The organism is Burkholderia sp. BCC0419 (assembly GCF_902830285.1).
Lineage (GTDB): Bacteria > Pseudomonadota > Gammaproteobacteria > Burkholderiales > Burkholderiaceae > Burkholderia.
In genome coordinates this window covers 22409-35855 of record NZ_CADESR010000009.1, presented here as the reverse complement: position 1 = coordinate 35855, position 13447 = coordinate 22409, and the positions used below count along the sequence as shown (strand labels likewise).

Genomic DNA, 13447 nt, shown 5'->3' with positions numbered 1-13447 from the left:
GAGCGCCGACGCGATGACCGTATTCGACTTGAACCGCGGCGCGATCGCGCCGGTCGCCGACGAAGTCGACATCGTCGAGCTGCGCGTGACGGGCGCCATTCCGCGCGAACTCGACGGCACGTTGCTGCGCAACGGCCCGAACCCGCCGGGCGGCCGCTTCGAAGGCAACGACGTGCTGTCGTGGTGGCCGGAGGCCGCGATGCTGCATGCGATCGCGTTCGACGACGGCCGCGCGGCCGGCTACCGGAACCGCTGGGCGCGCACGCAGCGTTGGGCCGCCGTCCACGCGCCCGGGCAGGCGCCGCATCTGCCCGACACCAATCCGAACGTGAACGTGTTGCAGCATGCGGGCGAACTGCTCGCGCTGGCTGAGGGCGGCGCGCCGCTCGCGATTACCGCCGCGCTCGATTCGCTCGGCATGCCGGCGCGGCACGCGGGCTTCGACGGCGGGATGACCGCGCATCCGAAGGTCGACCCGGTGACCGGCGAGCTGATCATGTTCCGCGCGGACTGGCGCGCACCGTGGCTGCGCTACGGCGTCGTGGATGCGCAGGGCGTGCCGCGCGTCGATCTCGAGATCGAGCTGAACGCGCCGTCGATGATGCACGACCTCGCGATCACCGAAACCCGCAGCCTGCTGCTCGACCTGAACGTCGGCTACGATTTCTCGCTGCTGAAGCAGGGCCACCGGATGCCGCTGCGCTGGCACGACGACCGGCCCGCGCGCATCGGCGTGCTGCCGCGCCACGGCGGCGACGTACGCTGGTTCGACGTCGAGCCGTGCTTCATCCAGCACGTCGTGAACGCGTACGACTGCGACGCGTCGTGCATCGTGCTCGACGCGGTACGCTATCCGTCGTTCCTGCGGCTCGACGCGCGCACGGGCCGCTTCGCCGACAACCCGGTCGGCGAGCTGTGGCGCTACGTGATCGATACGGCGAACGGGCTGATCGACGAAGGGCCGCTCGCCGACGGCGGCATCGAGCTGCCGCGCATCAACGAAAGCCGGACTGGGCGCTCCTACCGCTATCTGTATGCGGTCGAGCAGCCGAACAACGTGGAAATGCGCGGCGTGATGCGCTTCGACCACGCGCGCGGCACGACGACGCGCTACGCGGTACCGGCCGGCGACCAGAACGGCGAACCGGTGTTCGTGCCGCGCCCGGGCGGCACCGACGAGGACGACGGCTGGCTGCTGGTGGTGGTCTACCGCGCGGCGACGGATACGAGCGACGTTGTGATCCTCGATGCGCGCGCGATCGACGCGGGGCCGGTCGCGACCGTGCATCTGCCGCGCCGCGTGCCGGCCGGGTTCCACGGCGCGTGGGTGCCGCGCGAACGTTGAACGCGAGCGGCGGCGCGCATCACTGCGCGCGCAGCGCGTCGACGATCTTCAGCCGCGCGGCGCGCATCGCCGGCAGGAACCCGCCGACGAGCCCCATCACGAGCGAGAACGCGAGCGTCTTCACGACGATCGCGGGCGTCAGCACGAAGCGGAACGACAGGTCCGAGAAGGTCTGGAAGTTGGTCGTCGAGAACGACGCGAACTGCATCAGCGACGCACACGCGAGCCCCATCACACCGCCAACGAAGCCGAGCAGCAGCGCCTCCAGCAGGAACGCGGCGAGCACGCTGGTGCGCTTGAAGCCGAGCGCGCGCAGCGTGCCGATCTCGGCCACGCGGTTCGCGACCGATGCATACATCGTGATCATCGCGCCGATCATCGCGGCGATCGAGAAGATCGTCGACAGCGTGATGCCGAGGATGTTGATGAACGTCGACAACGCCTTCGACTGGTCGCCGTAGAAGGTCTGCTCGCGCTTCGCCTCGTCGGTCAGCCGCGGGTCGACGTCGATGTCGGCCTTGAAGCGCGCGAAGCCGTCGGCGCTCGGGATGCGCAGCACCATCGACGAATAGCTGGTGCGCCGGAACGACTGCATCAGCTGGTCGACGTCGCCCCAGATCTCCGAATCGAAGCCGCTGCCGCCTGCGTCGAAGATGCCGACGATGGTCCAGTCGCGCTGCGCGAAATGCAGGCGGTCGCCGAGCTGCGTGCCGCTGAAGCCTTTCGCGATCGCGCTGCCGACGACGATCTCCGACGAACCGGGCGCGAACGGGCGGCCGGCCACGAGCGTCACGTGCGGCCGCAGCGCGAGGCCGGCCGGCGACACGCCGCGGATCACGACGTTCGACGGCTTGCCGGTCGACGTCTTCACGAGCGAGATCAGCACGACGGCTTCCTTCGACACGAGCGGCCGGCCGTCGGGGCCGAGCGCGACGGCCGGGTGCATCTCGAGCGCGTTGGCCTGCTGATGGTCGATCGAACTCTGGATCTCGGTCTCGGCGCCCTTGCGGATCACCACCGCGTTGTCCGGTTCGCCGGTCGACACGAGCGTTTTCGTGAGCCCCGCGTCGAGCATCTGCACCGTCGCGAACACGAAGATCACGAGCGCCATCCCGCCCGCGGTGAGCGCGGTGGTGAGCCGCCGGGTCCACAGGTTGCGCGCGATGTAGGTGAGCGGGATCGCCATGCGAGCCTCTATCCGATCGCCCGCAGGCCTTCGACGACGCGCACGCGTGCCGCCTGCCACGCTGGCACGAGCGCGGCCGCGAGGCCGACCGCGACCGAGCACGCGGCCTGCAGCGCGACGGTTTCGGTCGACACCTTGAACACCGGGAAGAGGCCGCCGGCCGCCTGCTTGAACAGGCTCGCGGCGGGCGGCGTCGCGAGGATGCCGAGCCCGCCGCCGGCCACCGCGATCACGACCGATTCGCCGAACACGATCAGCGCGAGGAACCCGGGGCCGAAGCCGAGCGCCTTCAGCGTCGCGTATTCGGCCGTGCGCTCGCGCGCGCTCATCGCCATCGCGTTGGCCATCACGGCCATGATGATCAGGATCACCACGTACGACACGAGGCGGATCGCCGCGATGATCTGGTTCGACATCGCGACGAAGCCGAGCTGGAACGCCTGTTCGGTCTCGGTCAGCGTTTCGGCGAGCGAGTTCTTGAACACCGCGTCGACGTTGCGCGCGATCGACGCGCCGTCGTCGGGGTTCGCGACGCCGAGCACGAACACGCCGACCTGGTCGGCCTGCTTCGGCGTGCGCTTGCGCACCGTCTCGTTCAGGTAATCCCAGTGGAACACCAGTTGGCGCGTGATCGTCGAATCGTCGCGGCCGTCGAGGATCCCGCGCACGATGAAATCCCACGTGCCCGGATAGATCGTGCCCTTCAGCGGGATCACGTCGCCGACCTTGAAGCCGAACTGCGTCGCGAGCTGGCGGCCGACGAGGCAGCCGCGGCGGTCGCGGTCGTAGTCGGCGCGCTGCTGCGCCGGCAGGATGAATTCCGGATACAGGTCGAGATAGTTGTCCGACACCGCGAAGCTCGCGAAGAAATTTTTCGGGTCGCGATAGATGCCGCCGAACCAGTTCGAGCGGACCACGGCCGTCACGCCGTCGACGCCGCGGATGCGGTTCTCGTAGCTCACCGGCAGCGGAAACACGAGCGAGATCGCGTTGCGCGTGACGAGTCGCCCGCTGGACGCGGCCGCCGCGCCCGCGTACCACGCATCGACGACGGTGTGCAGCAGCCCGAACGCGAGCACGGCGATCGTGAGCCCGAGCACGGTCAGCAGCGTGCGCAGCCGGTGCCGCAGCGCGTTGCGCGCGATCAGCTTCAGCACGTACATGTCGCGCGCTCCCGTCGGTCAGACGGCGTGCCCATCGATCAGCTCCCCTTTTTCCAGATGGACGAGCGCGCGCGCGGCGCCGGCCGCGTGCGCGTCGTGCGTCACCATGATGATCGTCTTGCCGAGTTCGGCGTTCATCCGCTGCAGCATCGCCAGCACGTCGGTGGCCGATGCGCGGTCGAGGTCGCCGGTCGGCTCGTCGGCGACGATCAGCACCGGATCGGTGATCAGCGCGCGCGCGATCGCGACGCGCTGCTGCTGGCCGCCCGACAGCTCGGACGGGTAATGGCTCGTGCGATCGCCGAGATTCACCATGTCGAGCACGAGCTCGACGCGCTCGCGCCGCTCGCGGCGCGACAGGTGCGTGAGCATCAGCGGCAGCTCGACGTTCTCGAACGCGGTGAGCACGGGCATCAGGTTGTAGAACTGGAAGATGAAGCCGACGTTCGCGGCGCGCCATTCGGCCAGTTGCGCTTCGGCGAGTTGCGAGATGTCGAGGCCGCCGACGCGCAGTTCGCCGCTGTCGGGCCGGTCGATGCCGGCCACGAGGTTCAGCAGCGTGCTCTTGCCGGAGCCCGACGGCCCCATCAGCGCGACGAAGTCGCCTTCGCCGATGTCGAGCGTGATGTCGGTCAGCACGGGCACGATCTGGTTGCCGCGCCGGTACGACTTCGCGACGTGGCTGAGCTCCACGAGGGGCGGCGGGGCGTCGTTCACGCGCGCTACTTCTTCGCGACGGTCACTTTCGCGCCGTCCTTCAGCTTCGCGCCCGGCGCGAGCACGACCGTGTCGCCGGGTTTCACGCCGCGGATCGCGACGAGCTCGCCGATCCGCATGCCCTTCGTCACGGCCACCGCGTGCACGGCGTCGTCCTTTACGACGAACACGACCGGCCGGCCGTCGCGCTCGACCACGGCGCTCGCCTGCACGGCCGTCACCGGCTGCCGGTCCTGTGCTGTCGCCGGCTTCGACAGGAACGCGATCTTCGCGCTCATGTCGGGCAGCACGCGCTCGTCGCGGTCGACGAAGCGCACCTTCACGAGCACGGTGGCCTTCGAGCGGTCGACGGTCGGCACGATGCGCGACACGCGGCCCGCGAAGCGCATGTCGGGCAGCGCGTCGAGCTGGATCTCGCATGGCTGCTCGGCGCGGATCTTCGCGATGTTCGATTCGGCGACGTCGGCCTCGACCTCGAGCGTCTGCATGTCGGCGATCGTCACGACCGCGCCCTTGCTGTCCGACGCGGACGAGAACGGCGTGATGTTGTCGCCGACGTTCGCGTGCTTCGCGAGCACGATGCCGTCGAACGGCGCGCGGATCACCGTCTGGTCGACCGCCACCTGCGCGGCTTGCGCGTTCGCCTCGGCCGACACGATCGCGGCCTGGTCGCTATTGAGCGTCGCGCGTGCCTTGCTCACGCGGGCCGTATCGATGTCGAGCTGCGCGGCCGGCACGGCGCCGCGCGGCGCGAGCGCGGCAGTGCGGCGCAATGCGATCTCCGCATCCTTCAGTTCCGCCTGCGCGACGCCGAGGTTCGCGCGGGAGACCTGCACCTGCGCGCGCGCCTGGGCAAGCGACGCCTGCACGTCGTTGCTTTCCAGCCGCGCGATGATCTGGTCCTGCTTCACGCGCGTGCCTTCGAGCACGCCGAGCCATTCGACGCGCCCCTGGCCCTTCGACGCGACCGCGGCCTTGCGCTGCGGCACGACGTAGCCGGTCGCATTGAGCTGCGTGTCGTTCTGGTACGGGTACGCGGACGTGACGGACGTGGTGTCGACGGTCGGCCGGCCGGTGAGCGCGAGGCCGGCGACGATCGCGATGACGACGAGCGCGCCGGCGACCGCATAGCGTGCCCACCGGCGCCGGCGTGGCACCGGGGCGATCGGACGCCGGTCGATTTTCAGTTTGTCCAGATTGTGATCGGGCAATTTGAGCGCCTCGAGACGGCGGCGGTCGTGCGACCGGCGCGATCCGGTTTCCGGGGAAAGGGACGGATGGACGCCAGTATAAGCGTCGCCCCGGCGCCGCGCGAGCCGGTTTGCGGCGCCGTCCGGCGGCGTCGTGTCCGGCCCGTCGGCGCCGGCTGACGCGCCCGCCCTCGGGGAAACCCGAGGATGCAAGCAACGTGTCAACTTGCCGCGAACGCGGTGCGTTATGGAACGAGTGCGTCAGGTTTTGTCGCGACGGAACGGCGCAAGCCGGCCTTGCGGCCTGGGGCTCCGGTGCGAATGCCTCGCATCTTTGATTACCGGTACGTTTGATTTTTTCTCCGCTAAAGGAAGAACAATGAAGAAGACGCTCGCTTCGATCATCGCCGCGGCATTCGCGCTCGCATCGGTTTCGGCATTCGCACAGGAGGCGGCGTCGGCGCCGGCAGGCGCGATGGCGCCCGCTTCCGCGCCGATGAAGAAGGATCACAGCAAGCCGAAGCACCAGCTGAAGACCCACGGTTCGGCGAAGGGCAAGGCAAAGGCCGCTGCCGCATCGGCCGCCGGCACGAACGACGCAGGCACGCAGAACTAAGCGGTCCTGCCGCCACGGCCGGCGTTGCCGGTCATCGGTCGGCCAACCCCGCATGCTCCGGCATGCGGGGTTTTGTTTTTTCAGGCGCCGGTTTCGCCCCGTTCGCCGGGATGGTCGGGCCGGACGGGCGGCGGCATGCGCATCGCGTCGACCACCGCGCGCATGCGCCGCCAGTGCGAGCCTTCCCAGAACACGCGCCGGCATACGTCGCACGCGGCGAAGCGCCGGTGCCTCAGCCGGACGCCGGCCGGCACGCGCGGCGCGGCGGCGGCCGCGTCGAGCGGATGCAGCGGCGCGTTGCAGCGCAGGCACAGCCGGAACGGCCGCATGTGCGGCGCGAGATCGAGCCGCTCGAACAGTTCGCGCAACTGGTCGGCCGGCTGCAGCGCATGCAGGTAGCAGCCGCGCACGACCGCGCGTCGCTTGAGCAGCTCGCGGTCGCGCGTCAGCACGATCCGGTTCTCCCGCTCGGCCAGCGCCGCGAGTTCGTCGTCGCGGTAGTGGTTGTCGTAGCAGGTGTCGAAGCCGGCGAGGCGCAGCAGTTGCGCGAGGCCGCCGAGATGCGCGTCGGCGACGAAGCGCCATGATGCCGGTTGCAGCCCGGGCGCACCGTCGGCCGCCGGCCGTGCGCATTCGGGAAAGACTTCGACGCGGTCGCCATCGTCGAGCGGCCGCTCGAGCGCGGCCGGCGCGTCGTTCACGCACAGCCGGCCGATTTCGGTATGCGGGACGCCGAGCGCCTCGATCGCATGCTTCACCGTCGCGTCGCGGGCGCACGCGTGCGCGAACGCCCGGTCGCGCTGCGGGCGCGCGAGAAAGGCGTTCAGTTCGCCGTGAAAGCGGAAGGTCGCGGTCGCCATCCGGGCAGTATCGCACCGCGCCCGGCCGGCGGCAGGCGCTGCAGAGCGCCGGCATCTGTGTTTAACTCGCGGCTTCACGGAACGAAGGAGCGGGACATGGATCTCGGGTTTATCGGGCTGGGCGAAATGGGGCAGGCGATCGCGACGAACCTGCTGAAGGCGGGCCACACGGTGCGGGTCTGGAACCGGTCGCGCGAGCGGGCCGAGCCGCTGGCAGCGTTCGGCGCGCAGATCGTCGATACGCCGGCCGACGCGTTTCGCGGCGACGCCGTGTTCTCGATGCTCGGCGACGATGCCGCCGCGCGCGCGGTGTTCGACGACGCGCTGCTGGCCCAGGCGCCGCGCGGGCTGATCCACGTGAACATGGCGACGGTGTCGGTCGCGCTCGCCGAATCGCTCGCGCACGCGCACGCGTCGCGCGGCCTCGACTATGTCGCCGCGCCGGTGATGGGGCGGCCCGACGTCGCGGCGGCCGCGCGCCTGACGATCATGGCGGGCGGCCCGGCCGAGGCGATCGACCGCGTGCAGCCGCTGTTCGACGCAATCGGCCAGAAGACCTGGCGCTTCGGCTCGCTGCCGCAGCACGCGAACGTCGCGAAGATCGCCGCGAATTTCACGCTCGCGTCGGCGATCGAGACGCTTGGCGAGGCGTCCGCGCTGCTCGGCGCGCACGGCGTCGCGATGCGCGATTTCCTCGACGTGATCACCAGCAGCGTGTTTCCGGGGCCCGTCTACGAAGGCTACGGCGCGATGATCGCCGAGCGGCGCTACGAGCCTGCGCGCTTCAAGGCGCGGCTCGGGCTGAAGGACGTCCGGCTCGCGCTGGAGGCCGGCGACGCGACGTCGGTGCCGCTGCCGGTTGCGAGCGTCGTGCGCGACAGCCTGCTCGACGCGCTCGCGCACGGCGGCGGCGACCAGGATTTCGCGGTGCTCGGGGAGGCCGCGCTGCGCCGCGCAGGCCGCTGACACGCGACAGAAGCGCGGTGCGCACGGCATAATCGGCAGTTCGGTTTCCCTACATTTATTTCAGGCAGAGGCAGTCATGAACTTGCATACGTGGTGGCTTTTCGTGGCGACGGTGTTCGTCGTGTCGGCGATTCCGGGCCCGAACATGCTGCTCGTGATGACGCACGGCGCGCGGCACGGGCTGCGGCGCTCGTCCGCGACGATGGCGGGCTGCCTGAGCGCGCTGGTGCTGATGCTCGCGGTATCCGCGGCGGGGCTCGGCGCGGTGCTCGAGGCATGGCCGGCGATGTTCAATGTGCTGCGCTTCGCGGGCGCGGCCTACCTGATCTATCTCGGCGTGAAGGCGTGGCGCGCACGCGTGGACGACACGTCGGCGGCCGACGTCGATGCCGTGTCGCAAGGGGCGTCGGCATCGCGCGGGGTGCTGTTCCGCAATGGCTTCCTGGTCGCGGGCAGCAACCCGAAGGCGATCCTGTTCGCGGCCGCGCTGCTGCCGCAGTTCATCAACGCGGCCGAGCCGACGCTGCCGCAGTTCGGGATCCTCGTCGTCACGTTCGCGGTGATCGAGGTGAGCTGGTATCTCGTCTACGCGGCGTTCGGCACGCGCATCGGCGCCACGCTGAAGAGCCAGAGCGTCGCGAAGGTGTTCAACCGGCTGACGGGCGGGCTGTTCGTCGGCTTCGGCGCGATGATGGCGCTGGTTCGTCACTGATTCCCGGCCGACACCGGCGTACCGAACGCCCCGTTCCTCGCAAGAGGGCGGGGCGTTCGGCTTTTTAGGGCTGCGTCACCGCTGCCCGCTCACGCACGCGGCCGATCCAGCGCCGCCGCGCCGGCTCCGCGTCCGGCCGCCAGCCCGAACACGGTCGCCGCGCCGGCGAACGCGAACCCGACACCACACACCGCGCTCCAGCCGCCCGATGCCCATGCGCTGCCCGCGAGCGCCGCACCCAGCGCGCCGCCGACGAAGAACAGCCCGACGAACAGCCCGTTCAGGCGTCCTCGCGCGGCCGGGTTCAGCAGGTTGATCTCGCGGCGGCCGATCGTCTGGTCGACGATGACGCCCGCATCGAGCAGCGCCGCACCACCGGCCAGCAGCGCGAGCGCGACGCCGCGATGCGCGTGCGCATCGAAGCCGAACCAGCCGGCGCCGGCGATCCCGAGCACGACGAGCGCCGCGAGCATCGTGCCGTGCGCGAGCCGCTGTGCGGCCGGGCCGTGGCCGCGATCGCCCGCGCGGCCGGCGAGCGGCGTGACGATCGCGCCGCTGGCGCCGGCGAACGCGAACAGCGCAATGCCGTGCAGGTCGAGCGCGAACGGCGGCTGCGCGAGCCGCAGCCCGACGGCGGTCCAGAACGCGCTGAACGCGGCCATCGCGAGCGCGGCCGACAGCGCATGCCGGCGCAGCACCGGCTCGTCGGCGAGCAGGCGTCCCATCGACGCGAGCAACGCGCGGTAGCCGGCCGTGATCGACGGCGTGCGCGCCGGCAGGCGCAGCGCGAGCACGACGGCGATCGCCGCGTTCGCGAGCGCGGCCAGCAGATAGAACGCGCGCCAGCCGGCCGAGCCCGCGATCAGGCTCGCGAGCGGCCGCGACAGCAGGATCCCGAGCATCAGCCCGCTCATCACGTTGCCGACCGCGCGGCCGCGCTGTGCTTCGGGCGCCATCGACGCGGCCATCGGCACCAGCATCTGGATCACGCTCGACGCGGCGCCGGCCGCGAGCGTCGCGAGCAGGAACACGATGCCTGACCGCGTGAAGGCGGGCAGCGCGAGCGCCGCCGCGCAGACGGCGAGCGTCGTGACGATCAGGCGGCGGTTCTCGAGCAGGTCGACCAGCGGCACGAGCAATACGAGCCCGGCCGCGTAGCCGAGCTGCGGCAGCATCGCGACGAGGCCGGCGAGGCCGGGCGGCAGGTGCAGGTCCGCGCTGATCGGGCCGGTGAGGGGCTGCGCGGCGAACAGATCCATCACGATCACGCCGACCGTCGCGGCGAAGAACAGCGTCATGCCGGTGCTCAGCGCGGGCGGGGCGGCGACGGACGGCGAAACGGGGGCGGAGCAACGATTGGCAGGGCAGTTCATCGGAAGCCTGGGTGAAGATCGAAGGAACGCCCATCGTAGGTGTTCGATGTTTATGCGACAATTGAAATATGTATAACATGATTATGCGAGTTTGTTTTGAATACGCGTGATCTCCAGGCGTTCGTCGCGGTCGTCGACAGCGGGTCGATGGTCGCCGCGGCCGCGAAGCTCCACCTGACGCAGCCGGGCCTGACGCGGCGCGTGCAGAACCTCGAAACACTGCTCGGCGTGCCGCTGCTCGAGCGGCAGAGCAAACCGCTGAAGCCGACCGCGGCCGGACGCGACGTCTACGCGCTCGCGCGCAACGTGCTCGGCGCGGTCGACGACCTGATGGCGGCGGGCTCGCCGGACAGCGAGCCGTCCGGCGAGCTGCGCATCGGCGTGCCGCCGTTCCTGTCCGAGCTCGCGCTGGAGCGGCCGATCGACCGGCTGCGCGACGCGTTCCCGCGTCTCACGCTGCGCGTGACGGCTGGCTGGTCGCCCGCGCTGGTGCAGGGCATCGAGCGCGGCACGCTCGACGTCGCCACCGTGATGGTGCCGGCGAGCGCGGCGTTGCCGGACGCGTTGACGGCGACGCTGCTCGCCACGCAGCCGACGGTGCTCGTCGCCGCGCGCGATTTCCCGCTGCCGGACGGCCCGCTGTCGCTTGACACGCTGTCGGGTTTTCCGTGGGTGCTGAGTCAGGACGGCTGCGGGATGCGTTCGGCGCTGAGTCGCGCGCTCGGCGCGGCCGGGTTGCCGTTCGACGTCGCGGTCGAGGCCTTCGGCTCGGAACTGCAGTTGTCGCTCGTCGCGCGCGGCGCCGGCATCGGCATCGCCGCGCCGAACGCGCTGGCGCGCAGCGCGCATCGCGATGCGCTGAGGGTGGTGGAAACGGCGGGGCTGGAAACGCGGATCAACGTGTGGATCGTGCACGGCACGTTGCCGGGCCGGCTGGTGCGGCCGGTCGCGCTGCTGCGCGACGCGCTGGGCGAGGTGCTCGAACGGGAGAATGGAAAGGGGTCAGGTGCCGTAACGATGAGCTAGAGGCCGCATTCGAGGGAAAATCCTTATTTTCTCTACGGAAATGTTGCATTGCGGAAACTGTTTCGCTATAGTGGCACCTGTCTCCTCCATGTCTCCTCTGATATGGATTCAGCCCGCCACTTAGGCGGGCTTTTTTTTGCCTGCGATTGTGTCGCGGCACTCCATTCGCCGGCGGTCGCCGCGCTCAGAACTTGTACGTCATCCCGACGTAGCTGATGATCGGGTCGGCCTTCAGGTCCGATTTCGACTCGGCGAGCACCGAGCCGTCGGCCGCCTTGATCGTCACCGTCGACGTCGTCTTCAGCGGAATGTAGGTCACCGACGCGACCAGCCCGAAGTGTTCCGTCAGGTTGTACTGCAGGCCCGCGTTGAACACCGGCTGCCAGGACGACGACGCCTTCGCTTCCACCGAGGTCGTGCCCGGCTTGCCCGCGCCCGCCGCGAGGATCGCGCCGAGGTTGTCCTGCGTCTGCTTGATGAAGTTCGTGTTGAGCTGCAGGTCGCTGAACCAGTTGTACGACACGCCGAGGCCGAGGAACGGCCGGAACTTCGCGGTGGCCTGCCCGAAGTAGTACTGCAGGATCACCGCCGGGCTCCACTGCCGCACGCTCTTCACGATCGGGTTGACCGACCCCAGCCCGATGTTCTGCGTGCCGAGCGCGCCGGCCGGTCCGGGCGGCTTGATCGTGCCCTGGCCCGACACCTTGAACACCGGCGGCACGCCGGCCACCGACGTGACCGCGATGTGGTCGGTCAGGAAGTGGCTGACCGTCAGGCCGACGGTGTCGGCGCCGTTCGTGCGCAGCCCGGTGCCCGGCGACGTGAACGACGGCGGCAGCCGCAGCGGCGTGTTGATCGGCGTCGGCGCGACGTTGGTCGTCATCGGCGTGCTGCTCTGCTGCGGCATGATGTGGAACCAGCCCAGCGTGACGACGTTGCTGCCGGCGCTCTGCGCGTGCGCCGCGAGCGGCGCCACCGCGGCGGCGCCGGCCGCCGCGCAGAGAAGGGTTTTCTTCATCACGGCTTCTCCCTCCGCTTACTGGACGAATGCGCCGATCGTGAAATACGGCGTCGATCCCGCGTTGTCGAGGAAACCGAACACGCCACCCGTGAAGATGAACTTGCCGGTCGGCGACGTGCTGCCCGAACCCGTGTGGATCGTCGTGACCGTGCCCGGCACCTTCTGCGTGTAGTCGAGATCGAGCGCGGTCGCGAGCGACGCCTGCGACGGCTGGAACGGATCGAGCAGCGTGGCCTGCTTGTCGATCAGCGCGGTGGTCCGGTAGTCGAACTGGCTGTCGACGCCGATGTACTCGCCGTTCTGCGAACCGGCCGCCACGGCCGTCTGCGGCGAGAGGATCGAGATGCTCGATTCGTCGTCGGCGGTCAGGCCCGGCACGCCGTTGCTGTCCGGCGTCGGGTTCGGGTTCGCGACCCCCGTGCGCACGAGGATCGGCACGAGCTGGTTGCGCAGCTTGCCGACGATCATGAAGCCCTTGCCCTGCGGCGTGGCCGACAGCGTCGGCTTCAGCTGGCTCCGGTAGTTGTTCGTCTGGAACGCGCCGCTGCCGTCGGCCGACTGCACGAAGTTCGTGCCCTGCTGCGTGCACGCGCCGCCGGCGAACTGACCGGTCGTGTCGCACTTGGTCCACGTGCCGTCCGCGTTGATCGTCACCTTCGCGTCGATCGACGCCGGCCCGAATTTCTGCGACGGCACTTCGCCGAAGCCGATGTGGCTGTACGTGCCCGCGACCTTCGTGATGTCGGTTTCGATCGACGAGAAGCCGATGAACGGGTAGTACGGGAATTTCGTGTCGGGCACCGCGGCCTGGCCGAGCACGCCGTCGAACTGGATCTCCTTGCCGGGAATCGTGCCGCCCGCGACGCCGAAGCCGACGAAGATGCGCGCCGGACGCGACGCATCGAGGCTCGCGCCGTTCAGGCGGAATGCGCACTGGTTCAGCTTGTTGGTCGGCAGCAGCGTTTCCTGCGTGAGCGTGCCGCTGTCGACGGTGCCCGCGCGAGTCGGCACGACGGTGCCGGTCTTTTGCGGCACCGGCGATTCGACATAGGTGACCTGCCAGGTCATCTTGGTCGTGTCGAGCTGGACCTTCGCGAGTTCGCCGCTGCCCGCGCCGCCCGTGAACACGGTGTTGTAGTCGAGCGACGGAGGGCAGAGCCGGTCTTCGACGAGCGGGGGCGGATTGTCGCTGCCGCCGCCGCATGCGGAAAGAAGGGGGGCGGCAAGGGCCGCCGCCAGAATGAGGTTGCGCTTCATGTTGCTCCTCCAGAT

At 69.8% G+C, this 13447-nt stretch carries 13 protein-coding genes; 5 read left to right on the top strand and 8 right to left on the bottom strand.

Annotation, left to right across the window (positions count from 1 at the left end; genetic code table 11):
- Positions 1-13: 13 nt before the first annotated feature.
- Positions 14-1345: a carotenoid oxygenase family protein gene (locus tag HWW87_RS29695; RefSeq protein ID WP_175823297.1), complete on the top strand. Its 1332-nt coding sequence runs from the start codon at positions 14-16 to the stop codon at positions 1343-1345.
- A 19-nt stretch (positions 1346-1364) separates the two neighbouring features.
- On the opposite strand, the gene HWW87_RS29690 is transcribed toward HWW87_RS29695, so the two are convergent.
- From HWW87_RS29690 to HWW87_RS29675, 4 genes are read right to left on the bottom strand one after another with little or no spacing between them, the layout of a single operon-like run.
- Entirely contained in the window at positions 1365-2531 is a 1167-nt protein-coding gene (locus HWW87_RS29690) for an ABC transporter permease (protein ID WP_175823296.1), read from the bottom strand.
- A gap of 8 nt (positions 2532-2539) precedes the next feature.
- Positions 2540-3694, bottom strand: a complete 1155-nt coding sequence (locus tag HWW87_RS29685) for an ABC transporter permease (protein ID WP_175823295.1) — start codon at positions 3692-3694, stop codon at positions 2540-2542.
- 18 nt (positions 3695-3712) lie between these two features.
- Positions 3713-4411: an ABC transporter ATP-binding protein gene (locus tag HWW87_RS29680; RefSeq protein ID WP_175823294.1), complete on the bottom strand. Its 699-nt coding sequence runs from the start codon at positions 4409-4411 to the stop codon at positions 3713-3715.
- Positions 4412-4416: 5 nt separating this feature from the next.
- On the bottom strand, positions 4417-5622 hold the full coding sequence (locus tag HWW87_RS29675; RefSeq protein WP_175823293.1) for an efflux RND transporter periplasmic adaptor subunit: 1206 nt from the start codon (positions 5620-5622) through the stop codon (positions 4417-4419).
- Between the two features lie 358 nt (positions 5623-5980).
- Here HWW87_RS29675 and HWW87_RS29670 point away from each other — a divergent pair, with 358 nt between their 5' ends.
- Positions 5981-6217: a hypothetical protein gene (locus HWW87_RS29670; RefSeq protein WP_174389400.1), complete on the top strand. Its 237-nt coding sequence runs from the start codon at positions 5981-5983 to the stop codon at positions 6215-6217.
- An 80-nt stretch (positions 6218-6297) separates the two neighbouring features.
- On the opposite strand, the gene HWW87_RS29665 is transcribed toward HWW87_RS29670, so the two are convergent.
- Positions 6298-7077: a Mut7-C RNAse domain-containing protein gene (locus HWW87_RS29665; RefSeq protein WP_175823292.1), complete on the bottom strand. Its 780-nt coding sequence runs from the start codon at positions 7075-7077 to the stop codon at positions 6298-6300.
- Here HWW87_RS29665 and HWW87_RS29660 point away from each other — a divergent pair.
- Complete coding sequence (locus HWW87_RS29660) at positions 6967-8043, top strand: NAD(P)-dependent oxidoreductase (protein ID WP_279608056.1); 1077 nt, start codon at positions 6967-6969, stop codon at positions 8041-8043. The genes HWW87_RS29665 and HWW87_RS29660 overlap by 111 nt on opposite strands.
- 76 nt (positions 8044-8119) lie before the next feature.
- On the top strand, positions 8120-8755 hold the full coding sequence (locus HWW87_RS29655) for a LysE family translocator (protein ID WP_175823291.1): 636 nt from the start codon (positions 8120-8122) through the stop codon (positions 8753-8755).
- Between the two features lie 89 nt (positions 8756-8844).
- Here HWW87_RS29655 and HWW87_RS29650 read toward each other — a convergent pair whose 3' ends face one another.
- Entirely contained in the window at positions 8845-10128 is a 1284-nt protein-coding gene (locus HWW87_RS29650; RefSeq protein ID WP_175823290.1) for an MFS transporter, read from the bottom strand.
- 96 nt (positions 10129-10224) lie between these two features.
- Between HWW87_RS29650 and HWW87_RS29645 the strand changes: the two genes are divergently transcribed.
- Positions 10225-11154 (top strand): LysR family transcriptional regulator, encoded by a 930-nt coding sequence (locus tag HWW87_RS29645; RefSeq protein WP_175823289.1) that lies wholly within the window; start codon positions 10225-10227, stop codon positions 11152-11154.
- Between the two features lie 184 nt (positions 11155-11338).
- Here the strand turns inward: HWW87_RS29645 and HWW87_RS29640 are convergent, their stop codons facing one another.
- Both HWW87_RS29640 and HWW87_RS29635 read right to left on the bottom strand, forming a co-directional pair.
- Positions 11339-12172 carry an OmpW family protein gene (locus tag HWW87_RS29640; protein ID WP_174432440.1) on the bottom strand — a complete coding sequence of 278 codons (834 nt, stop codon included), beginning with the start codon at positions 12170-12172 and terminating at the stop codon, positions 11339-11341.
- 18 nt (positions 12173-12190) lie between these two features.
- The gene (locus HWW87_RS29635) at positions 12191-13432 is read right to left on the bottom strand and encodes a DUF2957 domain-containing protein (protein ID WP_175823288.1); all 1242 of its coding nucleotides are present in this window, start codon (positions 13430-13432) and stop codon (positions 12191-12193) included.
- Positions 13433-13447: the final 15 nt, after the last annotated feature.

Coding starts and splice junctions, on each gene's coding strand:
- HWW87_RS29695 (WP_175823297.1), top strand. CDS start 14: ATGACCGTATTCGACTTGAACCGCGGCGCGATCGCGCCGGTCGCCGAC.
- HWW87_RS29690 (WP_175823296.1), bottom strand. CDS start 2,531: ATGGCGATCCCGCTCACCTACATCGCGCGCAACCTGTGGACCCGGCGG.
- HWW87_RS29685 (WP_175823295.1), bottom strand. CDS start 3,694: ATGTACGTGCTGAAGCTGATCGCGCGCAACGCGCTGCGGCACCGGCTG.
- HWW87_RS29670 (WP_174389400.1), top strand. CDS start 5,981: ATGAAGAAGACGCTCGCTTCGATCATCGCCGCGGCATTCGCGCTCGCA.
- HWW87_RS29660 (WP_279608056.1), top strand. CDS start 6,967: ATGCTTCACCGTCGCGTCGCGGGCGCACGCGTGCGCGAACGCCCGGTC.
- HWW87_RS29665 (WP_175823292.1), bottom strand. CDS start 7,077: ATGGCGACCGCGACCTTCCGCTTTCACGGCGAACTGAACGCCTTTCTC.
- HWW87_RS29655 (WP_175823291.1), top strand. CDS start 8,120: ATGAACTTGCATACGTGGTGGCTTTTCGTGGCGACGGTGTTCGTCGTG.
- HWW87_RS29650 (WP_175823290.1), bottom strand. CDS start 10,128: ATGAACTGCCCTGCCAATCGTTGCTCCGCCCCCGTTTCGCCGTCCGTC.
- HWW87_RS29640 (WP_174432440.1), bottom strand. CDS start 12,172: ATGAAGAAAACCCTTCTCTGCGCGGCGGCCGGCGCCGCCGCGGTGGCG.
- HWW87_RS29635 (WP_175823288.1), bottom strand. CDS start 13,432: ATGAAGCGCAACCTCATTCTGGCGGCGGCCCTTGCCGCCCCCCTTCTT.